The organism is Streptomyces rugosispiralis, assembly GCF_024505145.1.
Taxonomy (GTDB): domain Bacteria; phylum Actinomycetota; class Actinomycetes; order Streptomycetales; family Streptomycetaceae; genus Streptomyces; species Streptomyces rugosispiralis.
Genome location: NZ_JANIAA010000005.1, coordinates 401,857 through 424,530 on the forward strand (window position 1 = coordinate 401,857; position 22,674 = coordinate 424,530).

Consider the following 22,674-nt stretch of genomic DNA (forward strand, 5'->3'; position numbering starts at 1 on the left):
GGTGTGGGGGTGGGGGCTCGTCATGTCGTCCCCCCTGGCACCCCCGGAGGGACGAACGGCAGCCCTTCCGGGACGCCCTCCTCGATGAGCCGCAGCAGCGCGTCCGTGTCGGCGTGCTCCTCGATCAGGTCGCCGAGGCGGTCGAGCTGCTCCTCGCGCAGCTCGCCGAAGCGGGTGTCCGGCGCCGGTACGAACGACCGGCCCGCCGCGGCGGCCACCCGCCGCAGAAACGCCCGCCGGAAGCCGTCGCTCTCCAGCGAGCCGTGCCAGTGCGTGCCCCACACCGAGCCCACCCGGCAGCCGTCCAGGAAGGGCTCCTCGGCCCCGTCCAGCAGCTCGGCGACCCCGTGGTGGATCTCGTAGCCCTCCACCCGCTCGCCGAGCGCCTCGCCCACCGGCCGGGCCAGGGTCTTCTCGGCCGCGAACCGCACCCGCACCGGCAGCAGCCCGAGCCCGGCGACCGTCCCGGCCTTCGACTCGACCTCGTCCTCGATGCGCTCCCCGAGCGCCTGGAAGCCGCCGCAGACGCCCAGCACCGGACGGCCCTCGGCGGCCCGCCGGGCGATCGCGTCGGCCAGCCCGCGCTCCCGCAGCCACTCCAGCGCCCTTACGGTGCCCCGGGTGCCCGGCAGCACCACCAGATCGGCGTCGGCCAGTTCCTCGGGCCGGTCCACGAACCGCACGATCACACCCGGCTCTGCCGCCAGCGCGTCCACGTCCGTGAAGTTGGACATCAGCGGCACGGCGGCCACCGCGATCCGCAGGACGTCCGCACCGTAAGGGGGCGCCACGACGCTCTCCCGCACCGCGCCGCGCAGCGACACCCGCAGCCCGTCCTCCTCGTCGATCCCCAGCCCGTGGGCGAACGGGAGCACCCCGACGGTCGGGCGCCCGGTGAGGTCGCGCAGCATCTCCAGACCGGGCTCCAGAAGGCTCACATCGCCGCGGAACTTGTTCACCAGGTAGGCGGCCACATGCCTTTGGTCCGCCGCCGACAGCAGGGCGGTGGTGCCGAAGAAGGACGCGAAGACGCCACCGCGGTCGATGTCCCCGACCACCACGACCGGAAGCCCGGCGGCGTGCGCCAGCCCCATGTTGACGATGTCGGTGCGGCGCAGATTGATCTCGGCAGGGCTGCCCGCGCCCTCGCAGATCACCGCGTCATGGGTGCTCCGCAGCTCCTCCAGGCACTGTGTGACGGTCCCCAGCAGCGCCTCCCGCCCCGTGGAGAGCTTCGCGCCGGACGAGGGGGCTCCGGGCCCGCCGAAGTACCCCCGCGCGCTCAGCTCGCCCACCGGCTTGCCCAGGAGCACCACCTGGCTGCTGCGGTCGCTGCCCGGCTTCAGCAGGACCGGATTCATCAGCGCGCTGGGCTCGACGCGCGCGGCGGCCGCCTGCATGGCCTGCGCCCGCCCGATCTCCGCCCCCTCCCGGGTGACGAAGGAGTTGAGCGACATGTTCTGCGCCTTGAAGGGCGCCACGCTGACGCCCTTACGGGCGAGCCACCGGCAGATCCCGGCCGTCACCACGCTCTTGCCCGCGTCGGAGGTCGTGCCCGCGACGAGCAGCCCCCCGCCGCGCGCCCCGGTACCGTCCGTGCCGCCCTTACCGCGTATCCCGTTCATCCCCGGCCCCTTCCGGCGGCCCGGGGCCGCCCCGTCAACACACTCAGGACCGGCCGGGCCGCCACGGACACCCCGAGCGCCAGGACGCCGACGCGCCGCGACAGCCGTATCGCCCGCTCGATGTCGGCCGACTCCACCGGACGCCCGCCGGAGTTGAGCACCGGCCGGTGCTCGACCCGGCCGCCGTACGTGAGGGTGCCGCCCAGCCGGACGCCGAGCGCGCCCGCGAAGGACGCCTCCACGGGGCCCGCGTTGGGGCTCGGATGGCGCCGGCCGTCCCGCCGCCAGGCGCGCCACGCACCGCGCGGATCGGGGCCCGCGAGCGTCGCCAGGGCCGCCGTAAGGCGCGCACCGGGCCAGCCTGCCACATCGTCCAGCCGGGCCGCCGCCCAGCCGAACCGCCGGTAGCGCGGCGACTTGTGGCCCACCATGGCGTCCAGGGTGTTGACGGCGCGGAACCCCATGAGCCCCGGCACGCCGCCCACGGCCCCCCACACCAGCGCGCCCACGACCGCGTCGGAGGTGTTCTCGGCGACCGATTCGACGACCGCGCGGGCGATCTGGGGCCCGTCCAGTGCCTGTGGATCGCGGCCGCACAGATGCGGCAGCCGCTCCCGGGCGACCTCAAGATCCCCGGCGGTCAGGGCCGCGCCGACGGCCCGCGCCTCACGGCCCAGGCTCGTGCCGCCCAGCACGGCCCAGGTGGCGGCGGCGGTCAGCGCGACCTCCGCGCCACGGCGCCCGTCGAGGGCCCGTACGGCGCGGGTCAGCAGCGCGGCACCGGCGGCCACGCCGCCCGCGCACAGCGCGGTGTGCAGGGCCCCGTAGCCCCGGTGGTCGCGCCACAGCCGGCGCTCGGCGGTCGCGGCGGCGCGCCCGAACGCGGCCACCGGATGGCCGCGGCGCGGATCACCCGTGGCCAGGTCGCCGAGGAAGCCGAGGGCCGCGCCGCACGCGAACGAGGCGTGTTCGGCACGCATCCGTCAGGCCGCCGTCACGCCTCGGCGCGGCGATACGGAACCAGGTGATACGGAACCAGACGGGCCGGACGGGCCGGAAGAGCCGAAGCGGACAGGGAGGGCTGGCGGCGTGGCGGTGCCGGGCATGGCGGTATGTCCTCACTCAGGGTCCTCGCCCTGGTTCGACGTGACCGGCGGTGAGAGTCTCCTGGCTCCCGGATCCGCGGCCCTCCCGGTCTTCCAGCTCCGCGTACGTGACGAACCGTACGGACGAGCCGTGACCCCATACAGGCGATGGGAAGGTGCTCCCCGGTGACAGTGGCGGGACCGCGCCGGATTCTCACCGGCTTCCTCTCCTGCCGCCGTTTGGCTCGGGAAGTCCACCATGGGCCGCGAATGGCCGTCAACTCGCATATGACCCATGACGCCCGAGTGTGCCGAGCCCCACAGACAACCGCCCCTCACAGGACGGCCGCCGGACGGTCGGCGCTGGTCAGCGCCACCATCCGGCGGCCGGTGGGTCGTTCGGGGAAGCGGCGCCCGCTCAGGCGACGATCAGATAGATGCCGTACGCCACGACCGCGGCGCACACCGCGAAGCAGGCGTACGCGCCGGTGCGCGCGAGCGGGGAGGCGCCCACCGCGCCCCCGGGCACGGCGGCGGCCGTGCCGCCCTGCTCCGGCGCCGCCTTACGGGAGGTGCCGACGATGCCCAGGGTGAAGACGCCCACCATGCCGACCGTCACCGCGAGGCTGACGCCGAAGACCTGGCCGAGTGCCGCCCAGTCGATGCTCATGTTTCCTGGCTCCTTAGCGGGTGGTGCTGCTCGCGGCGGCGGGGGTGGGGGTCTGCTCGGGTGTGTGTTCCGAGATGTCGTCCTCGGGGGCGGCGCTCGCCGCACCGGCGGGCGGCGGAGCCACGGACCGCAGGGCGGCCGTGACGGCGCCCACCGGCTCCTGGGTGCCGACCTCGTTGACGTTGGTGTGGTCCACGGGCTTGCGGCGCGACAGCATCCAGATCGCCCCGCAGGCCAGGACGGCGAGCACGGCCACCGCCGTGATTCCCGCGTTCCCCTGGTCGGCCAGGAGCGCGGCGGCGCCCGCCACCAGGCCCGCGGCCGGCAGGGTCAGCACCCAGGCGACCACCATGCGGCCCGCGGTCGACCAGCGCACCACGGCGCCCTTACGGCCGACACCCGCGCCCATGACGGCCCCGGAGCAGACCTGGGTGGTGGAGAGCGCGAAGCCGATGTGGGAGGAGGCGAGGATGACGGTCGCGGCGCCGGTCTGGGCGGCGAAGCCCTGCGGCGGCTGGATGTCGGTGATGCCCTTGCCCATGGTGCGGATGATGCGCCAGCCGCCCAGGTAGGTGCCGAGCGCGATGGCCAGGCCCGCCGAGACGATGACCCACAGCGGCGGGTCGGAGTCGGGTGCCACCACGTTCCCGGTGACCAGCGCCAGGGTGATCACGCCCATCGTCTTCTGGGCGTCGTTGGTGCCGTGGGCCAGGGAGACCAGCGCGGCCGAGGCGATCTGCCCCGCGCGGTAGCCCTTCGCGGTGTCCTCGGGGGAGCGGTCGCGGCCGAGCCGGTAGGTGAGCCGGGTGGCGGCCAGCGTGGCGATGCCGGCCACGATCGGCGCGGCGACGGCGGGGATCAGGACCTTCATGACGATCGCGTCGCCGTTGACCCCGTCCAGGCCGACGGAGACCACGGTGGCGCCGATCAGACCGCCGAACAGGGCGTGCGAGGAGCTGGAGGGGAGTCCGGCGAGCCACGTCACCAGATTCCACAGGATCGCGCCGACGAGTCCCGCGAAGATCACTTCTGGCTGGATACCGGATCCCTCGTCGATGATCCCGCCGGAGATGGTCTTGGCCACCTCCACGGACAGGAACGCGCCGACGAGATTGAGGACGGCCGACATCGCCACCGCCACCCTGGGCCCGAGTGCTCCCGTGGAGATGGTGGTGGCCATGGCGTTAGCCGTGTCGTGAAAGCCGTTCGTGAAATCGAACACCAAGGCCGTGACGATCACGATCCCGATGAGAAGCGTGATGTGTTCCATACACCCGGTCAATCAGTTCGAAGGTCGTTAGTGGCACGGTGAACGTAAGGAAACAGGGTGAACGGGAGATGAACTGAGTAGGGCATCGGAGTGACATGGTTGCGGGGTCGCTAAAACCCGATGAACTTCAGCCTACGTTCCCATGCCGTACGGGAGTTGAGCCGCGATCGAGGGTCGCCGGAGCAGGCCCCGGGACCGGCTTCGCGGCCGTCCGCGTCCCCCCACGTTCACCCGCCCGGAGCCGGGTGCCCACGAGGCGCGGTCGTAGCCGCCCGCCGAGCCCTTCCGTCTCGACGCCGCGGCCCGTTCCGGTCCCGCCGTCGAGCCCGTTCCCGTCCCGGCGCCACTCCTGTTCCGGTCCCGCCGCCGCGCCCCCGGCGGCCGCCTGGAAGGATCGGCCCCCGGAGGTGAGGGCAGGTGACCCAGTCGCGATCCACGCGGCAGCCGCAGCCGCGGCTGACCCATCCCCTGCGGCAGGCATGGACGCAGGTGGTGAGTACGGCCCGCAGGACCACCGCCGACGGCCTGGTCGTCGGCACCTCGGGCAATGTCTCGGCCCGGGTCGGTGACACCGTCCTGGTGACCCCGAGCGGCGTCCCCTACGACCGGCTCGGCCCCAGGGACGCCGTCGCCGTGGACCTGGACGGCGAGCAGGTCCTCGGCACGCTGAAGCCCACCAGCGAGCTGCCCATGCACCTCGCGATCTACCGGGAGACCGACGCCGAGGCCGTGGTCCACACCCACGCTGTCCACGCCACGGCCGTCTCCACGCTCGTCGACGAGCTCCCCGCGATCCACTACATGACCGCCGCCCTCGGCGGCCCGGTCCGCGTCGCGCCCTACGCGCTCTACGGCACGGACGAACTGGCCGACGCCATGCTCGAGGCGCTGCGCGACCGCAGCGGCTGTCTGCTGCGCAACCACGGCACCGTCGTCCACGGCGCCACCCTGGACCAGGCGTACGACCGCACCGCCCAGCTCGAGTGGATGTGCCAGGTCTGGCTCGCCGCGGTCTCCGTCCCCGGCCGCACCCCCTCCCTGATCCCGCCGGACGAGATGCGGCGCGCCGCCGAGAAGCTGAGCGGCTACGGCCAGAAGGGCTGAGCCCGCCCGGCGCGCCCCCGGACCCCGTCAGCCGGGGCCCGGCCGCGCCCCCGGACCCCGGCCGGGCGGTCACCCGGCCGGGCACGCCCGCTGGCCGGGGACTGCCTCTCCGACCACACTGGGAGGGATGCGTCTGCGAACAACGGCGGTCGCGGCCGCCACCACCCTGCTGAGTGTCGGCGTGGCCGCGGTGGCGGCCGGACGGTACGCCACCAGCGCTGCGCTGAAACCGGTCCCCAACCGCCCGCTGCCGAACGAGGCACCGCTGACCGTCCACGCGACCGCGGCCGGCCAGATCACCCTGACCCGCTCGCTCGCCTCGCTGCGCCCCGGCACCTACGGCCTCACCGGCCGCTCCTGCCACGCCGTCGTCGGCCCCGTCATCGAGGACGCACCGCACCCCGCCGACTGCGTCGTACGCCGCCTGGAGCGGGTCACCCACGGCGAGCTCACCCCCGGCACCCGGGTGCGGCTGACCCCCCAGGTGCACACCGGCAACCCGCGGGACACGCTCGGCATCGACCACGCGGACGTGGACGTGCCCGCCGAACTCGGTCCGCTGCCCGCCTGGTTCATCCCCGGCGAACGCTCCACCTGGGTGATCACCACCCATGGTCTCGGCACCACCCGTGAGCACCCTATGGTCGTCATGCCCTTCCTGCGGCAGCTGCGGGTGCCGGTGCTCGACCTCGCCTACCGAGGGGACCCCGGCGCCCCGCGCTCCGAGGACGGCATATCCCACCTCGGCGACACCGAGTGGCGCGACCTGGACGCGGCCATCCGCTACGCGGTGGCCTACGGGGCGACCGGGGTCGTGCTGCACGGCTGGTCCATCGGAGCCTCGATGGCCCTCCACACCGCCTCGAACTCCGCGCTGCGGCACCGCGTCATCGGCCTCGTCCTGGACTCCCCGGTGCTCGACTGGCGGGCCACCCTGCGTGCCCTCGCGGCGGCCCGCGGCATCCCCGCGCCGCTGCTCCCGCTCGCCCTGCGCGCCGCCGAGGGGCGCACCGGACTCCACGACAGCAGGCTTCCGGAGGTGGCCGACCCGGAGCGGCTGTCCGTGCCCACGCTCGTGGCCCACGGCCCCGACGACACCCTCGCGCCCTGGGACGTCTCGCGTGAACTCGTCCACCGGCGGCGGGATCTGGTGACCCTTCACACGGTGCGGCAGGCTCCGCACGCGGCCATGTGGAACGCGGACCCCAAGGCGTACGAGGAGGCGCTGCGGCGCTTTTTGATACCGCTCCTGTAGCGCTCATGAGGCGATCTCCCGCGCCGCCCGACCTTCTGTAGCGCCCGTAAGACGATCGCGAAAGCGCGTGCCGGGCGGCGCGGGAAGCATTCGCGGGGCGGCGGCGGAAGCGTCCGTAAGATGGCGTGATCTCTTCGCGGCGACCGCCGTACGGGTGCCGATTGGGCTTTCGGGCCGTCAACGGCGAGACTGCTTCCGTGACGTCCCGTACTCCGCGCGACTCCCGGCTCCGACTTGTCCGCAACCGGCCGATGGCCACCGCCCGCCGGCCCGCGGTGAACCGCGGCTCAAGACCGGCGCCCCGTCCGCCGGAGGGCACTCCGCCCCCGTCGGAGCTGGCCCGGCAGGCCAGGGCGGGGCTCACCGGGGCCGTGGCGATCGCCCACTGGGCCGCTGCCGAGCACGGTGCGCCCGGCGCGCTGTCCGACGAGGCCGCCGCCCGCGCCACCGAGGCGCTCGGGGTGAGCGAGCGGGAGGTGCGGAGCGACTGGGACCGCGCCCGCCTCATCGGCCTGATCGAGCACCACGCGGGCACCACCCGGCCCGGCTGGCGGCTCCAGGCGTGGGACCGGGACGACAGCGCGGTGCTGCGGGGCTGGGTCGCGCTCCTGGACGCGTGGTCCCTGGCCTGCCCCGCCCCCGAGACGGCCGAGCCGACGGCGGTCGCGGAGGTCGTCGAGGCCGTACCGCAGTTGCTCTCCCTGCTCCAGCTCTCGGCCGGTCCCGTGCAGATCTCCGCCCTGCTGGACATGCTCCGGCAGCGGGTCGCCGAACTGCGCACCGAGCGGTGCGAGGTCCCCCAGGAGGCCACGGAGTCCCGGGAGCCCGCCGATGGCGCCGGAGGCGCGGCGAGTGCCGACGACACCAAGGACGCCGAGGACGCCGCCACGCTGGAGGGGCTGCTCGACTGGGCCCTGGACGCCCTCTCGTCCGTCGGGGCGCTCACGGTGCTGGAGGAGCCCAAGGACGGGCCGGGAGGGCCGGAGAGCGCCGGTGGCGGGCCCGACGACGCCAAGGGCGACCGCCGGGAGGCCGAGCTGACCGCGCTCGGCAACTGGGCGGTGTGGGTCAAGCTGGAGCAGATCTGCGTCGCCGCCCAGAGCCCGGCCGGGAACATCGAGCAGCACGCCCCCGACATGCTGCGCGGCTGTGCGGGCCTGACCCCGGGCCCCGCCCGCGCCGAGTACCGGGCCTGGCTGGCCGCCCGCCCCGTGGGCAGCGCCGTCGTCGAGCTCATCGACGCGGCGCGCGGCGACGACGCGCTGCTGCGCGGGCTCGCCTTCGAGGCGCTGCGCGTCGTCGGGGCGCCCGCCGAGCCCAACGTACGGGCCGTCGTCGACGAATCGTGTCTGCGGCCGTACGCGCTGCTGTGGCTCGCCGAGCACGAGGGCGCCGACCCGGACGAGGCGCTGGACGCGCTCACCCGCGAGGAGGCCACCTGGCTGTGGGTGGACACCGCCGCGGCCATCTCCGACCACGGGGAGAGCCCGCTGCTCGTCCGCCACCTGGAGTCCGCCGTCCAGGGCACCGTGCCCGCGCTGCTGGCGGAGGTACGGGCCGTGGGGCACCCCCGCACCGTGCAGGTCCTGGTCGCGCTGGCCGCGGCCCACCCCGACCCGGCCCTGGCCAAGGCGGTGCGCCGGGCGGCCTTCCAGGTGCACACGGGCGGGGCCTGAGAGGGGAGCGGCGGCGGGGAAAGCCGGGGGAAAAACGACTTGCCCGCCCCGCTAAACTAACCGCATGGCAATTCTCCTCGTGCATTAGACGGCGTCGGCCGCCCTCGTCCGTCCCGTCCGCCGTCCACCCTGCCCAGGAGTAATTCCCGTGATCACCGCCTCCGGCGTCGAGCTGCGTGCCGGCGCCCGTGTCCTCATCGAGTCCGCCTCCTTCCGCATCGCCAAGGGCGACCGCATCGGTCTCGTCGGCCGCAACGGCGCGGGCAAGACCACGCTCACCAAGTGCCTGGCCGGTGAGGGCATCCCGGCCGGCGGCACCATCACCCGCTCCGGTCAGGTCGGCTACCTCCCGCAGGACCCCCGCACCGGCGATCTCGACGTCCTCGCCCGCGACCGCATCCTCTCGGCCCGCGAGCTCGACTCCGTGCTCCGTAAGATGCGCGAGAACGAGGACCGGATGGCCAACGGCAAGGGCGCCACCCGCGAGCGTGCGATGAAGAAGTACGAGCGCCTGGAGACCGAGTTCCTCACCAAGGGCGGATACGCCGCCGAGGCGGAGGCCGCGACCATCGCCGCCAGCCTCGGCCTGCCCGACCGGGTGCTCGGCCAGCCGCTCCATACGCTCTCCGGCGGTCAGCGGCGCCGGGTCGAGCTGGCCCGGATCCTGTTCTCGGACTCCGACATCCTGCTGCTGGACGAGCCCACCAACCACCTCGACGCCGACTCGATCACCTGGCTGCGGGACTACCTCAAGACCTACAGCGGCGGCTTCATCGTCATCTCCCACGATGTCGATCTCGTCGAGACCGTGGTCAACAAGGTCTTCTACCTCGACGCCAACCGTTCGGTGATCGACATCTACAACATGGGCTGGAAGCTCTACCAGGCCCAGCGCGAGGCCGACGAGAAGCGCCGCAAGCGCGAGCGCGCCAACGCCGAGAAGAAGGCCGCGGCGCTCAACGCGCAGGCCGACAAGATGCGCGCCAAGGCGACCAAGACCGTGGCCGCGCAGAACATGGCCCGGCGCGCCGAGAAGCTGCTGGCCGGTCTGGAGGAGGCCCGGCAGTCCGACAAGGTCGCCAAGCTGCGCTTCCCCGACCCGGCCCCGTGCGGCAAGACCCCGCTAACGGCGGAGGGGCTGTCGAAGTCGTACGGCTCCCTGGAGATCTTCACCGATGTCAACCTGGCCGTGGACAAGGGGTCCCGGGTCGTCATCCTCGGGCTGAACGGCGCCGGTAAGACGACCCTGCTGCGGCTGCTGGCCGGGGTCGAGAAGCCGGACACCGGCCAGGTGACCCCCGGCCATGGGCTGAAAATGGGCTACTACGCGCAGGAGCACGAGACACTCGACCCGGACCGCACCGTCCTGGAGAACATGCGCTCCGCCGCCCCGGATCTGGACCTCGTCGACATCCGTAAGACGCTCGGGTCCTTCCTGTTCTCCGGCGACGACGTGGACAAGCCGGCCGCGGTGCTCTCCGGTGGTGAGAAGACCCGGCTGGCGCTGGCCACCCTGGTGGTCTCCTCGGCCAATGTGCTGCTCCTGGACGAGCCCACCAACAACCTCGACCCGGCCAGCCGCGAGGAGATCCTCGGCGCGCTGCGCACTTTCGCCGGTGCGGTGGTCCTGGTGACCCACGACGAGGGCGCCGTCGACGCGCTGCAGCCGGAGCGGATCATTCTGCTTCCGGACGGTGTCGAGGACCTGTGGGGCCAGGAGTACGCGGACCTCGTGGCGCTCGCCTGACGGGGCCCGACGGCGGGCGGGGCGGGCCCGGCGCACGGGCGGGGGGTGGCGTTCCGGACGCCGCCCCAAGAGTCCGGTTCCTCCGCTCCGATCCCCATCTCGTAGATCATTCGGCCTAGGCGTGATCCATCATCTGAGTGAGAACGGCTGGTATCGCGGCGCGTCGCGGGCCACCGGCGCACACCCCGTGCCGTGCGCCGGTCCGGATCTCTGCGACGTAGCTCACGTATGCCCTGACCTGCCTCTTCGTCGATGAACACGAAAGAGTGTCAGGTTGAACAGCGCCGGAATCCTTGCTTCCGAAGGCCGCCGTGCCGCGATTTCCCGCGATCCTTCATCCACAGACCTTGCCGAATGGGTGGCCAGGAAGCCCTGTAGGGGTGATCATGAGAGTCCAGAGCGCACTTCCCATGAGGAGGCACGGGTGGCCGAGACTCTGAAGAAGGGCAGCCGGGTGACCGGCGCCGCGCGCGAAAAGCTCGCGGCAGACCTGAAGAAGAAGTACGACTCCGGGGCGAGCATCCGGGCGCTGGCCGAGGAGACCGGCCGTTCCTATGGATTCGTTCACCGGATGCTCAGCGAATCCGGAGTTTCCCTACGGGGACGCGGCGGTGCGACGCGAGGCAAGAAGACCGCCTCGGCCTGACCGCCCGCATGCTCCATCACCATCAGCAGGCACACCATCAGCAGGCAGGGACAGGGGCGCCACCCGGCTGATCGTCGGTTCGGCCGGGTGGTTACTGTGCAGTCACTTGTACTGACCGCACTCGACCGGAGGCCCCTGTGACCCTGCTCGACAAGGACGGCGTTCAGCTCACCGTCGATGACACGGTCGCCACGGTGACCCTGAACAACCCGGCGAAGCGCAACGCCCAGTCGCCCGCCTTGTGGCGGGCGCTGGCCGAGGCCGGAAAGCTGGTGCCGGGCACTGTGCGCGTCGTGGTGCTGCGCGCCGAGGGCAAGTCCTTCTCGGCGGGTCTGGACCGGCAGGCGTTCACGCCCGAGGGGTTCGACGGCGAGCCGTCGTTCCTCGACATGGCGCGCGGATCCGACAGCGAGCTGGATGCCACCATCGCCGGGTACCAGGACGCTTTCACCTGGTGGCGGCGGAACGACATCGTGTCCATCGCCGCCGTCCAGGGCCATGCCGTCGGGGCCGGTTTCCAGCTTGCGCTCGCCTGTGATCTGCGGGTCTGCGCGGACGACGCACAGTTCGCCATGCGCGAGACCAGCCTCGGGCTGGTGCCGGACCTCACCGGTACCCATCCGCTGGTCGGGCTGGTGGGATACGCCCGTGCGCTGGAGATCTGCGTGACCGGGCGCTTCGTCCATGCCGAGGAGGCCGAGCGGACCGGGCTCGCCAATCTCGTGGTGCCCGCCGCCGAGCTCGACGGCGCGATCCAGGACCTGGCGGCCGCCCTGCTCGCCGGGGACCGCGACGCCGTGGTCGAGACCAAGGCGCTGCTGCGGGGCGCCGTGGATCGCACCTACGAGGAGCAGCGTGCCGCCGAGCGCGCCGCCCAGGCGCGGCGGCTGCGCGACCTGGCGGGGGTCATGGACTAGGGCGGACTAGGGCCTGTCTGGGGTTGTGATCTGGGCTCGCGGGGCGTGGCACGCTCCCCCAGCTACCGCTGGGAGGTGCCCCCTCTCGCCGCGTTGCCGAAACGCCCTCGTAGCGGAGCTACTAGGGCCTTCCGGCGCCTTGCGATCGCACGCACCACACCCCGCTCCCTGATCCAGATCACAACCCCAGACAGGCCCTGGCCGAAGTCATCGGGTCCGCGGTGGCGCCGCCGGGGACGGACGGCGCCATCGCGACCGGCGAATGCCGTTACGCACCCCGGCGGCCCCGCCCGCCCCCGTCACGCCGTCCGTCGCGGCTCCACCGTCGGCACCGCCTCCAGCACCAGCACCGCCAGATCGTCGTCGATCGGCTCGGGGCTGAAGTCATGCGTGGCGCGACGCACCCGCTCCGCGACCGCCTTGGCGCCCAGCCCCACACAGTCCCGCAGGATGTCCGAGAGACCGTCGTCGTCATCCAGCTGACGGACGCCGTTGCGCCGCTCGGTCACCCCGTCGGTGACGCACAGCAGCGTCTCGCCGGGCTCCAGGGCCAGCGTGTCGGCGTGGAAGTCCGGGTTCTCGTCGATGCCGAGCAGCATCTGGGGGCTGGCGGCGGGCGCCACCGCGCCCCGGGTGGTCAGCCGCAGCGGCAGCGGATGGCCGGCGCTCGCCAGGGTGCAGCGGGCGCCGCCCCCGGCCGGGTCCGGCTCCAGCTCCCCGTAGAGCAGGCTCAGGAAGCGCGGCCGGGACTGCTCGCCGTCGATCTCCGCCGCCTCCGTCTCCTCCTCCACCAGGGCCTGGTTCAGCCGGTTGAGCACCGACTCCACCCCATGGCCCTCGCGGGCCAGCAACCGCACCAGATGGCGGGCCAGCCCGGTGACCGACATGGCCTCGGGGTCGCTGCCCTGGACGTCGCCCAGCAGGAAGCACCAGCGGCGGTCGCCCATGGGGAACAGGTCGTAGAAGTCGCCGCCGACGGTCTGCCCTTCGCCGTGCGGCTCGTAGACGATCGCCGTGTCCACCCCCGGGATATGGGCCAGCGACATGGGTAGCTGGCGGCGCTGGAGCGCCCGGCTGATCGTCGCCTGACGGGTGTACTGCCGGGCCGTGGCCACCGCCTGGGCCACCCGCCGCGCCACGTCCTCCGAGAGCCGCACCACGCCCTCCGCCATGCGTGGCACGCCCGCCCGGCCGAGCAGCAGGACGCCATGGCTGCGGCCGTGTGCGATCAGCGGGAAGCACACCGCCGATCCACCCGCCCCCTGGCTGTCCGCGACCCCGGGCCAGGGCCAGGAGGTACCCGCCGAGCCGAGCCCGGTCGGCGGCGGATGCCGCTCCAGCGAGGTGCGGAGCTCGCCGATGCGGTGCTCATTGCTGTGCCAGACGCGGGCGAGCTGCAGTCCGCCGCTCTCGGTGGTCAGCCAGACCGCGCACCAGTCGGCCAGCCGGGGCACCAGGAGCTGCCCGGCGAGGGCGGCCACCATGTTCTCGTCGAGCTGACCGGTGAGGAGTTCGCTGGCCTCGGCGAGGAAGGACGGTCCGCCCCGGTCCACCCAATCCGCGGTCGGATCGCGCTGCTCACGCGGCGGGATGGGGGCCAGGGTCTCGGCGAACCGCAGCTCGCGCCCGAGCGCGCTGGTGGAGACGGTGTCGAACTCGGTCGCGGCCCGCTCGGCGTCCAGCCGGAACCAGACCGCCTTACGGGTGCGGTGATAGGTCACGCCCCAGGATTCGGCGAGCGCCCCGATCAGCTGGAGGCCGCGGCCGCGCCCCCGGCGCTGGGTCTCCGGCCCTCCGTAGACGGTGCTGGCGGGGTGGAGGTCCGCCACCTCGATGACGATCCCCGGCCGCCTCGGCACGTCCCTGGGCACCTCGTCAGGACCGGCGGTCTCCTCGGGTCCGTAGGGACCGCCCTCGGGTCCGTAGGGACTGTCCGCCCCGTCGCCGGGCTGGAGTCGGCAGACCACCTCGACCCGGGTGCCCGCGTGCAGCACGGCATTGGTGACCAGCTCGCTCACCAGCAGCACCGCGTCGTCGATCGACCGCTCGTCGAGGGTGATCGGGGCGAACGCCTCCGCCGCGCTCCGTCCCGTGAGCGCCGTACGGACGAAGGCGCGTGCCGCGCCGGGCGCACGCACGCTTCCGGGCAGTGTCGTCCGCGAGACGGACTCCCGCGCGAGAGGAATCAAGGCTCCCACGTGCGGCTCCAGGGCAATACGGGCGGTTTAGGCCATCTAGGTGCCATATTATGACAGACAGGGGGATATGAATGATCTTTAAGGGACGACGCCATGGCTCTCGACCCGATCACCACCGAGACTTCCCCGGCCCCGCCCGTGGAATGTCCGGAAGACGCTCGGCCGCCCGGCCCGGCGCGCGGTGAGGAGACCGCGTCCACGGCCGAGTTGCGGTCGCTGCTGGCGGCGATGAACGCCCTGTGCGACGGTGATTTCACCGTCCGTGCGGACACCTCGGCCGCGGGCCTGGTCGGCGAGATGGCCGGGGTCTTCAACCAGCTCGCGGTCCGCAACGCGCATCTGTCCGGGGAGTTGCACCGGGTGCGCCGTGAGGTGGTGCGCCAGGGCAGGCTGGACGAGCGGATCACCGCGAGTCCCGGCCAGGGTGCCTGGGCCACCAATGTGGACGCGGCCAATCAGCTGGTGGACGCCCTGGTCGGCCCGGTGTCCAACGCCACCCGGGTGCTCGACGCGATCGCGTCCGGCGATCTGACCCAGCGGGTGGATCTGCACGACGGCAACCGCCAGCTCCGCGGCGATCTGCGGCGGCTGGGACGCGGGGTGAACCGGACGGTGGACCAGCTGTCGCTGTTCACCGGCGAGCTGACCCGTATCGCCCGCGAGGTCGGCACCGAGGGGCGGCTGGGCGGCCGCGCCAAGGTGCAGGGGCTCTCCGGCGACTGGCGCATGGTGACGGAGGCCGTCAACACCATGGCCTCCCGGCTCACCGCACAGGTCCGTGACATCGCCGAGGTGACCACCGCGGTCGCCCGCGGTGACCTCACCCGCCAGGTGACGGTCGAGGCCACCGGTGAGCTGCTGGAGCTCAAGCTGACCGTGAACACCATGGTCGACCAGTTGGGCGCGTTCGCCGACGAGGTGACGCGGGTGGCCCGCGAGGTGGGCACCGAGGGCGAGCTGGGCGGCCGGGCCCAGGTCCGCGGCGTGTCCGGGGTCTGGAAGGACCTTACGGACAGCGTCAACTTCATGGCGTCCAACCTGACGTCCCAGGTCCGCAACATCGCCCAGGTGACCACGGCCGTCGCCACCGGTGATCTCTCGCAGAAGATCACCGTGGATGCGAAGGGCGAGATCCTGCAGCTCAAGTCGACGATCAACACCATGGTCGACCAGCTCTCCGCCTTCGCCGACGAGGTGACGCGGGTGGCCCGCGAGGTGGGCACCGAGGGCGAGCTGGGCGGCCGGGCCCAGGTCCGCGGCGTGTCCGGGGTGTGGAAGGACCTGACGCAGAACGTCAACTTCATGGCGGACAACTTGACCTCCCAGGTGCGTAACATCGCCCAGGTCGCCACCGCCGTGGCGGAGGGCGATCTGAGCAAGACGATCACGGTGGAGGCCAAGGGCGAGATCCTGGAGCTGAAGTCGACGATCAACACCATGGTGGACCGGCTGTCGTCCTTCGCCGACGAGGTGACGCGGGTGGCCCGCGAGGTGGGCACCGAGGGCAACCTCGGCGGTCAGGCCCAGGTGCGCGGCGTCTCCGGGGTATGGCGGGATCTCACCGAGAACGTCAACTTCATGGCCCTGAACCTGACCTCCCAGGTCCGCAACATCGCCCAGGTGACCACGGCCGTCGCCAACGGCGATCTGTCGAAGAAGATCACGGTCGATGCCCGGGGCGAGATCCTGGAGCTCAAGGACACCGTGAACACCATGGTCCAGCAGCTGCGCTCGTTCGCCGACGAGGTCACCCGGGTGGCCCGCGAGGTCGGCACCGAGGGCCAGCTGGGCGGCCGGGCCGGAGTGCCGGGCGTGTCCGGGGTCTGGAAGGACCTTACGGACAACGTGAACTTCATGGCGTCCAACCTGACGTCCCAGGTGCGTAATATCGCCCAGGTCGCCACCGCCGTGGCGGAGGGCGATCTGAGCAAGAAGATCGACGTCGACGCGCGCGGTGAGATCCTCGAGCTGAAGACCACCATCAACACCATGGTCGACACGCTCTCCTCGTTCTCCGACGAGGTGACGCGGGTGGCCCGCGAGGTCGGCAGCGAGGGCCGGCTGGGCGGCCAGGCCCGGGTCGAGGGCGTCTACGGCACCTGGAAGCGGCTGACCACCGGCGTCAACGAGCTGGCCCTCAACCTGACCACCCAGGTGCGCGCGATCGCCGAGGTCGCGTCCGCCGTCGCCCAGGGCGATATGTCCGGGTCCATCTCGGTCGAGGCGCAGGGCGAGGTCGCCGAGCTCAAGAACAACGTCAATCTGATGGTCGCCAACCTCCGCGAAACCACCCGCGCGAAGGACTGGCTGGAGTCCAACCTGGCCCGTATCGCCTCCCTGATGCAGGGCCACCGCGATCTGGTCGAGGTCGCCGATCTGATCCTGAGCGAGCTGACCCCGCTGGTCAACGCGCAGTTCGGGGCGTTCTTCCTCAGTGCGGCCGGCGCCAGGCCCGGTGAGCGGCTCGAGCTCATCGCCGGATACGGCACCGATCAGGACGCGGTCGGGGGCGACGGCCGGACGCTCGGGGGCGACGGCCGGACGCCGCGGACCGGACCCCTGGGCCGCGGGTTGGTCGCCCAGGCGGCGGTGGAGAAGAAGCGGATCCTCATCAACGACGTCCCGCCCGACTACATCACCATCGACTCCGGGCTGGGCTCCGCGCTCCCGGCCAGCGTGGTGATCCTGCCGATCCTCTACGAGGACCAGGTGCTCGGAGTGATCGAGCTGGCCTCGTTCAGCCGGTTCAGCGAGGTCCACCTGGCCTTCATCGACCAGTTCGTCAACACCATCGGCGTCTCGATCAACACCATCATCGCCAACGCCCGCACCGAGTCGCTGCTCTCCGAGTCCCAGCGGCTCACCACCGAGCTGCGCCAGCGCTCGAACGAGCTCCAGCGCTCCAACGCGGAGCTGGAGGAGAAGGCCGCGCTGCTGGCGACCGCCTCCCAGTACAAGTCCGAGTTCCTGGCCAATATGTCGCATGAGCTGCGCACCCCGCTGAACTCGCTGCTCATCCTGGCCCGGTTGCTCGCCGACAACCCCGAGGACCGGCTGTCCCCCCAGGAGGTGCAGTTCGCCGCCACCATCCACCGCTCCGGCTCCGATCTGCTCCAGCTGATCAACGACATCCTGGATCTGTCGAAGATCGAGGCGGGCCGGATGGACGTCCGTCCGAAGAAGCTGCCGCTGGTCAAGATCCTCGACTATGTGAACGCCACCTTCCGGCCACTCGCCGTCGACCGGCGCCTGTCGTTCGAGATCGCGGTCGGCGAGGACGTACCGCGCGAGATGTTCTCCGACGAGCAGCGGCTCCAGCAGATCCTGCGCAATCTGCTCTCCAACGCCCTGAAGTTCACCTCCTCGGGCGGGGTGACGCTGCGCGTCGAGCGCACCCCGGGAGCGCAGTTCGAGGAGGAGGCGCTGCGGGCCGCGGACGCCGTCATCGCGTTCTCCGTCACCGACACCGGTATCGGCATCCCGCCGGAGAAGCTGCCGGTGATCTTCGAGGCGTTCCAGCAGTCCGACGGCACAACCAGCCGGAAGTACGGCGGGACGGGCCTCGGCCTGTCCATCAGCCGGGAGATCGCCGGAATGCTCGGTGGCCGGATCGTGGCCAAGAGCGAACTGGGCGTCGGCTCCCGCTTCACCCTCTACGTGCCCGCGCACTACAGCGGCGTCGCCCCGGCCCCCGACCCCTCGGACCCCAGGGCCACCGGCTCCACCGTCCCGGCGGTCGCCCCCGCCTCGGACGAGACGCTGCCGGACACCGCCGACCACGCCCCGAGCGGGGTCTTCGGCGAGGCGGACAGCCTGGTCGCCGGCCGGCTCGCCACCCGGGCCCCGGGCGGCGGGGTGGAGACCGGGGCCGAGGGCGAGCGGGAATCCGGGGGCGAGGACGAGGACCACGACGACGGCTGGCCGGGGACCACCCGGCTCAAGGAGTGGCAGCGCGGACGCCCCGGCCAGGTACTGAACGGCCGCCGCATCCTGATCGTCGACGACGACATCCGGAACGTCTTCGCGCTCACCCATGTGCTGGGCCGGGTCGGCATGACGGTGAAGTACGCGGAGAACGGCCGCGAGGGGCTGGAGGTGCTGCACCGCAACCCGGACGTCTCGCTGGTCCTGATGGACGTGATGATGCCGGAGATGGACGGGTACGAGACGATCCGGGCCATCCGGAGCACGCCGCGTCTGGCCGAGGTGCCGATCCTCGCCCTGACCGCGAAGGTCATGCCCGGTGACCGGGAGAAGGCCATCGACAGCGGCGCCAATGGCTACGTCCCCAAGCCCGTGGACGTCGACCGGCTGATGTCGGCGATCCTCGATCTGCTCGATCCGGACGGTGCGGTGGGGGAGCCGGGCCGGTCCACGGGGGCGGGCGAGCCCGGCGGCGATGACGCCGCGTCTGACAGGGACGCCACGTTTGACGGGGACGCCACGTTCGACGGGTCTGACGGTGACACCGCCGTATCCGGAGAGGGCGTGTCCGGAGAGGGAGAGAACGTGTCCGGGGAGGGCGCCGCGCCTGTCGAGACCGGTCCGCCGAGGCCGAGGCAGGGGGAACGATGACTACGAGCGTGGCCGAGAAGGCCGGAATCCTCATCGTCGACGACATGGAGGAGAACCTGATCGCGCTGGAGGCCGTCCTCGGCCCGCTCGATCAGCAGCTCGTCCGCGCCCGCTCCGGCGAGGAGGCGCTGAAGGCGATGTTGCGGCAGGACTTCGCCGTCGTTCTGCTCGACGTCCTGATGCCGGGCATGGACGGCTTCGAGACCGCCGCCAACATCAAGCGGCTCGACCAGACCAAGGACGTCCCGATCATCCTGCTGACCGGGACCGACGCCGACTCCGACTACGCCTACCGGGGCTATGCGATCGGCGCCGCCGACTTCCTGACCAAGCCCTTCGACCCCTGGCTGCTGCGGACGAAGGTCAATGTGTTTCTGGAGATGCACCGCAAGAACCGCCAACTCGAGGCGCGGACCGAGCAGCTGGCCGACCGGATCGAGGAGCTGGAGCGCACGGTGGAGGGGCTGCGGAAGTACGCCGAGGAGTGAGAAGTGACCGGTCAGGGCTCCACGGCGGTGACGAGGACGGCCACCGTGGGCGGCTGGTCTCCCGGGACCGGGACGGCCTGGGCCACCGCCGCTCGTACCGACCTCGCCACATCCACGGCGCGGTGAGCCGTCGCCACGGCCAGCTCGATCCGGATGTGCGCTCCCTCGCCCCCCTCGCCCCCCTCGCTCCCCTCGATCCGCACCGCCCGGGGCGAGCCCAGCACCGGCGCGAGCCGGGCCACGCCGGGCACGGAGGTGACGGCGCGGGCGACGGCCGCGGTGGCGGGGTCGGGGTCCGGGCTCTCGATCCGGTGGGGGCGCGGGGCCCGCGGGGGCGGGGCCGGGAGCTCGTCCAGGACCTCCGTCACCCGTATGTCCACCGCCTCCACCAGCAGGCCGAGCCGGTCCGTCGCCGCGTCGAGCAGTACGTCGCGCAGCCGGTCCGCCGTCACCGGAAGCGGTTCCTCCAGCGTTGCCCCGCACTCCGCCGCGATGCGCAGGGGCCCCGGCGGCAGCGCGCTCGGCGGGGGCGGAACCGCGGGCGTCCCGGTGGTGTCGGGGTCGGCGGGCCCGATCCGCAGCGCTCCCAGACGCGCGCCGGGGACCTCGGCGGCGGCCCGCCCGAGCACATCGCTCGCCGCGCGTTCGGTGATCCAGGCGCCGTCCTCCCGCGCGCCCAGGGGCAGCAGCCGACCGAGCCGCAATTGCTCCCTTACGGTCTGCGCGAGCCGGTCCGTGACCACCGTGTCACCCCTTATCGCCGTACGGACGTGAGCCCTACCGCTCACAGCCTGCCGTATCGATCGCGCGAGTGCCGCATCTCCGAAGCGGTTCGGGGAAGGCCCCTTTAAGGTGGCAAGTAGAGGGAGCGGAAACCGCTTCCCCCGCTCTTCGCCTCGGAAGGGACGATCGGTGATGTCCGAGACCGCACCACGGAACCGACCCGAGAACCCCGCCACAGAACCCGCCGCCGGTACGCCCAAGACGCCGGGCGCCGGGCCAGGCGTCGCCGCGGCGGCCGCCGCCACCGAGCGGACCCGGCGCGGCGGGGGCGACCCGGCCGTGCGGGGGCGCACCACCATCGCCGACGGCGTCGTGGAGAAGATCGCGGGGATGGCGGCTCGCGATGTGGTCGGCGTCCACGCGATGGGCGGAGGCCTGGCGCGTACCTTCGGGGTCGTACGGGACCGGGTGCCCGGCGGCCGGTCGGTCACCCGTGGGGTGAAGGCGGAGGTGGGGGAGGTGCAGACGGCCCTCGACCTGGAGATCGTGGTGGACTACGGCGTCTCCATCGCCGATGTCGCACGGGCCGTACGGGAGAACGTGATCGCGGCCGTCGAGCGGATGACCGGCCTCGAGGTCGTCGAGGTCAATATCGCGGTCAGCGATGTGAAGTTGCCGGACGAGGAAGAGGAATCGCCGGAGCCGCGGCTCCAGTAGGCCGGCAGCGGTTCCGGTCGGCTCCAGCGAAGGAGCACACGATGAGCATGGCCGTGGTCGGGATGATCGCGGGAATGGCGCTGGCTTTCGCAGGTTACTTCGGTGGGTTCGGGGCCTTTCTGCTGGTGGCGGCGTTGGGAGCCGTCGGGTTCATCGTCGGCCGGTTCCTGGATGGGGATCTGGAACCGGGCGACTTCTTCCGTTCCCGTGGCCGTGACGGACGGCCACGGTGAACGCCATGACGACCGTAAGGACGTGCCGTGGTGGAGCCGGGTGAGCGGGGCGCGACGCGGATCGCGGACCGGGTCGTCGCGAAGATCGCCTCGCAGGCGGCTCGGGAGGCGTTGCGGAGCGGCGGCGCCGCGGATGCCGGTGCGGATACGGATACGGGCACGGACCCCGGCGAGGTAGCCCTCGCCGATGCCGTCGGCGCACGGCCGTACGCGGTCGCCGCGGTGCGCGGGGGCGTCGCGCGCGTCCGGGTCGCCGTCGAGCTCGGCTATCCCTCGGACATCGGCGCCCGCTGCGGCGCGGTGCGTCGTCACGTGATCGAACGGGTAGGCGAGCTGACGGGCATGGAGGTGCCCGAGGTCGCGGTGACGGTCGAACGGCTGCATATGCCGCGGTGGGAGCGCCCGGAGCGCGGGGCGCGTCGGGGGAGGGACAGGGTGCGATGAACGCGGACCAGAAGATGCGTCAGTCCACCTCGGCGTCGGCGTACGGCGCGAGGGCGGGGACGGGTGCCGGTTCCGGTGCCGGGGACGGGGAGCCGCCCGGGCGCGTCCGGCGCTTCTGGTCCGAGCGGCGGGTACCGGCCGGGATCGTCGCCCTGATCATCGCCGCCATGAGCGGGCTGCTGCTGTACGACGTGGCGGCCGTGCGCTCGGGCCGGCGCGCCCTGCGGTGGCGGGACTGGCTCGCCGATGAACTCGCCTCGCGGCCGCTGGACGACGCGTGGATGATGGCCGGGGCGGCGCTGCTGGCCGCGCTGGGGGTGTGGATGGTGATCCTCGCGATGGCGCCGGGGCTGCGAGGGCTGCTGCCGATGCGTGCGCCGGAGCCGGAGTCCGGGGCCGGGGCCGACGTTCGAGCGGGAATCGACCGGACGTCGGCGGGGCTGGTGCTGCGGGACCGGGCGATGGAGGTGCCCGGTGTGCGATCGGCCCGCGTGGACGTCGGCCGACGGCGGATCAGGGCCCGCGCGCTGGCCCACTTCCGCGACCTCGACGAGGTACGCGCGGATCTGGACACCGCCCTCCACGAGGGCATCCGCCAACTGGGCCTCGCCCGGCCGCCCGCCCTCTCCGTCCACGTCCGGCGCTCGGCGAAGTCGAAGGGGTGAGCGCGCCATGCTGAGTGTCGTCAACCGGGTGCTGCTGGGGCTGGTGGGTCTGGTGCTGACCGCCGCGGGCGCGGTGATCCTGGCCGGGTGGCCGCCGTTCGACGGCCGCGGCGATGTGCTGCTCAGCCGGGCGGACCGCACGCGGTGGCGGGACACCGGGTGGTGGTGGCCGGCCGTGATCGCGGCGCTCGCGGTGCTGTTCGTGCTCTCGCTGTGCTGGTTCCTGGTCCAGCTCCGACGGCGTCGCCTCCAGGAAGTGCTCGTGGAGACGGGCGACGGCGAGGGCGCCCTGCTCCGGGGCCGCGCCCTGGAGGCGGCGTTGTTGTCGGACGCGGAGTCGCTGGACGGCGTGGAGCGCGCCCACGTCCTGCTCCGGGGCCGCCGGACGACGCCGGAGGCCCGGATGGGCTTGGCGCTGGACGCGCGGGCGGACCCGCTGTCGACGCTGGACGCGGTGCGAGCGGAGGCCCTGGAACGCGCCCGCACATCGGCGGGCCTGGAGGCCCTCCCCGCGGAGGTGCGGCTGAGGGTGGCCCGACACGGGGCGGAGCGGGCGCGGTAGCGCTGCGAGCGCGGAGGCGCGGCCCGGCCCCGCCGCCCCCCACCCCCCCCCCGCGGGGCCCCCCCCCCCCGCCC

19 protein-coding genes and 1 riboswitch are annotated in these 22,674 nt (G+C 72.6%); of the genes, 13 read left to right on the top strand and 6 right to left on the bottom strand.

Annotated elements, in window-relative coordinates; all coding sequences use genetic code 11:
- Positions 1-20 precede the first annotated feature (20 nt).
- From NP777_RS12440 to NP777_RS12455, 4 genes are all read right to left on the bottom strand, one after another.
- Positions 21-1,625, bottom strand: coding sequence for a cobyric acid synthase (locus NP777_RS12440; RefSeq protein ID WP_256650175.1), 1,605 nt, complete (start codon positions 1,623-1,625; stop codon positions 21-23).
- Complete coding sequence (locus tag NP777_RS12445) at positions 1,622-2,605, bottom strand: cobalamin biosynthesis protein (protein WP_256650176.1); 984 nt, start codon at positions 2,603-2,605, stop codon at positions 1,622-1,624. Before NP777_RS12445 ends, NP777_RS12440 begins: the two co-directional genes overlap by 4 nt.
- Before the next feature lie 161 nt (positions 2,606-2,766).
- A riboswitch (cobalamin riboswitch) is annotated at positions 2,767-2,984 on the bottom strand.
- Between the two features lie 144 nt (positions 2,985-3,128).
- A complete protein-coding gene (locus NP777_RS12450) occupies positions 3,129-3,380 on the bottom strand; it encodes a hypothetical protein (protein ID WP_256650177.1) in 252 nt (83 codons plus the stop codon).
- Between the two features lie 13 nt (positions 3,381-3,393).
- Entirely contained in the window at positions 3,394-4,650 is a 1,257-nt protein-coding gene (locus NP777_RS12455) for an inorganic phosphate transporter (RefSeq protein WP_256650178.1), read from the bottom strand.
- A gap of 417 nt (positions 4,651-5,067) precedes the next feature.
- Between NP777_RS12455 and NP777_RS12460 the strand changes: the two genes are divergently transcribed.
- The 6 genes from NP777_RS12460 to NP777_RS12485 all read left to right on the top strand — a co-directional run bounded on the left by NP777_RS12460 (position 5,068) and on the right by NP777_RS12485 (position 11,995).
- Positions 5,068-5,754 carry a class II aldolase/adducin family protein gene (locus tag NP777_RS12460; RefSeq protein WP_256650179.1) on the top strand — a complete coding sequence of 229 codons (687 nt, stop codon included), beginning with the start codon at positions 5,068-5,070 and terminating at the stop codon, positions 5,752-5,754.
- A 127-nt stretch (positions 5,755-5,881) separates the two neighbouring features.
- Complete coding sequence (locus tag NP777_RS12465; RefSeq protein WP_256650180.1) at positions 5,882-7,009, top strand: alpha/beta hydrolase; 1,128 nt, start codon at positions 5,882-5,884, stop codon at positions 7,007-7,009.
- Between the two features lie 197 nt (positions 7,010-7,206).
- Positions 7,207-8,685 carry a hypothetical protein gene (locus tag NP777_RS12470; protein ID WP_391858487.1) on the top strand — a complete coding sequence of 493 codons (1,479 nt, stop codon included), beginning with the start codon at positions 7,207-7,209 and terminating at the stop codon, positions 8,683-8,685.
- Positions 8,686-8,833: 148 nt separating this feature from the next.
- Complete coding sequence (locus NP777_RS12475; RefSeq protein ID WP_256650181.1) at positions 8,834-10,432, top strand: ABC-F family ATP-binding cassette domain-containing protein; 1,599 nt, start codon at positions 8,834-8,836, stop codon at positions 10,430-10,432.
- 424 nt (positions 10,433-10,856) lie between these two features.
- Positions 10,857-11,078 (top strand): helix-turn-helix domain-containing protein, encoded by a 222-nt coding sequence (locus NP777_RS12480; protein WP_020872291.1) that lies wholly within the window; start codon positions 10,857-10,859, stop codon positions 11,076-11,078.
- A gap of 137 nt (positions 11,079-11,215) precedes the next feature.
- Complete coding sequence (locus tag NP777_RS12485) at positions 11,216-11,995, top strand: enoyl-CoA hydratase/isomerase family protein (RefSeq protein WP_256650182.1); 780 nt, start codon at positions 11,216-11,218, stop codon at positions 11,993-11,995.
- A gap of 299 nt (positions 11,996-12,294) precedes the next feature.
- On the opposite strand, the gene NP777_RS12490 is transcribed toward NP777_RS12485, so the two are convergent.
- On the bottom strand, positions 12,295-14,193 hold the full coding sequence (locus NP777_RS12490; RefSeq protein WP_256650183.1) for a SpoIIE family protein phosphatase: 1,899 nt from the start codon (positions 14,191-14,193) through the stop codon (positions 12,295-12,297).
- 93 nt (positions 14,194-14,286) lie between these two features.
- Between NP777_RS12490 and NP777_RS12495 the strand changes: the two genes are divergently transcribed.
- Both NP777_RS12495 and NP777_RS12500 read left to right on the top strand, forming a co-directional pair.
- Entirely contained in the window at positions 14,287-18,768 is a 4,482-nt protein-coding gene (locus tag NP777_RS12495) for a HAMP domain-containing protein (protein ID WP_256650184.1), read from the top strand.
- Positions 18,765-19,256, top strand: coding sequence for a response regulator (locus NP777_RS12500; RefSeq protein WP_256650185.1), 492 nt, complete (start codon positions 18,765-18,767; stop codon positions 19,254-19,256). The genes NP777_RS12495 and NP777_RS12500 overlap by 4 nt, the downstream gene beginning before the upstream one ends.
- Positions 19,257-19,267: 11 nt before the next feature.
- Here NP777_RS12500 and NP777_RS12505 read toward each other — a convergent pair whose 3' ends face one another.
- On the bottom strand, positions 19,268-19,999 hold the full coding sequence (locus tag NP777_RS12505) for a nucleopolyhedrovirus P10 family protein (protein WP_256650186.1): 732 nt from the start codon (positions 19,997-19,999) through the stop codon (positions 19,268-19,270).
- A gap of 172 nt (positions 20,000-20,171) precedes the next feature.
- Here NP777_RS12505 and NP777_RS12510 point away from each other — a divergent pair, with 172 nt between their 5' ends.
- The 5 genes from NP777_RS12510 to amaP are packed head-to-tail and all read left to right on the top strand — an operon-like array spanning position 20,172 to position 22,600.
- Complete coding sequence (locus NP777_RS12510) at positions 20,172-20,696, top strand: Asp23/Gls24 family envelope stress response protein (protein ID WP_256650187.1); 525 nt, start codon at positions 20,172-20,174, stop codon at positions 20,694-20,696.
- Positions 20,697-20,737: 41 nt separating this feature from the next.
- The gene (locus tag NP777_RS12515) at positions 20,738-20,929 is read left to right on the top strand and encodes a hypothetical protein (RefSeq protein WP_020872298.1); all 192 of its coding nucleotides are present in this window, start codon (positions 20,738-20,740) and stop codon (positions 20,927-20,929) included.
- Positions 20,930-20,959: 30 nt separating this feature from the next.
- On the top strand, positions 20,960-21,373 hold the full coding sequence (locus NP777_RS12520; RefSeq protein WP_256650213.1) for an Asp23/Gls24 family envelope stress response protein: 414 nt from the start codon (positions 20,960-20,962) through the stop codon (positions 21,371-21,373).
- Positions 21,370-22,038: a DUF6286 domain-containing protein gene (locus NP777_RS12525; RefSeq protein ID WP_256650188.1), complete on the top strand. Its 669-nt coding sequence runs from the start codon at positions 21,370-21,372 to the stop codon at positions 22,036-22,038. Before NP777_RS12520 ends, NP777_RS12525 begins: the two co-directional genes overlap by 4 nt.
- Before the next feature lie 7 nt (positions 22,039-22,045).
- Positions 22,046-22,600 carry an alkaline shock response membrane anchor protein AmaP gene (amaP, locus tag NP777_RS12530; RefSeq protein ID WP_256650189.1) on the top strand — a complete coding sequence of 185 codons (555 nt, stop codon included), beginning with the start codon at positions 22,046-22,048 and terminating at the stop codon, positions 22,598-22,600.
- The last annotated feature ends 74 nt before the right edge of the window (positions 22,601-22,674 follow it).

Bases quoted from the DNA above. Each gene is read 5' to 3' on its own strand.
- NP777_RS12445 (WP_256650176.1), bottom strand. From the start codon at position 2,605: ATGCGTGCCGAACACGCCTCGTTCGCGTGCGGCGCGGCCCTCGGCTTC.
- NP777_RS12515 (WP_020872298.1), top strand. From the start codon at position 20,738: ATGAGCATGGCCGTGGTCGGGATGATCGCGGGAATGGCGCTGGCTTTC.
- NP777_RS12500 (WP_256650185.1), top strand. From the start codon at position 18,765: ATGACTACGAGCGTGGCCGAGAAGGCCGGAATCCTCATCGTCGACGAC.
- NP777_RS12495 (WP_256650184.1), top strand. From the start codon at position 14,287: ATGGCTCTCGACCCGATCACCACCGAGACTTCCCCGGCCCCGCCCGTG.
- amaP (WP_256650189.1), top strand. From the start codon at position 22,046: ATGCTGAGTGTCGTCAACCGGGTGCTGCTGGGGCTGGTGGGTCTGGTG.
- NP777_RS12450 (WP_256650177.1), bottom strand. From the start codon at position 3,380: ATGAGCATCGACTGGGCGGCACTCGGCCAGGTCTTCGGCGTCAGCCTC.
- NP777_RS12525 (WP_256650188.1), top strand. From the start codon at position 21,370: ATGAACGCGGACCAGAAGATGCGTCAGTCCACCTCGGCGTCGGCGTAC.
- NP777_RS12465 (WP_256650180.1), top strand. From the start codon at position 5,882: ATGCGTCTGCGAACAACGGCGGTCGCGGCCGCCACCACCCTGCTGAGT.
- NP777_RS12455 (WP_256650178.1), bottom strand. From the start codon at position 4,650: ATGGAACACATCACGCTTCTCATCGGGATCGTGATCGTCACGGCCTTG.
- NP777_RS12510 (WP_256650187.1), top strand. From the start codon at position 20,172: ATGTCCGAGACCGCACCACGGAACCGACCCGAGAACCCCGCCACAGAA.
- NP777_RS12440 (WP_256650175.1), bottom strand. From the start codon at position 1,625: ATGAACGGGATACGCGGTAAGGGCGGCACGGACGGTACCGGGGCGCGC.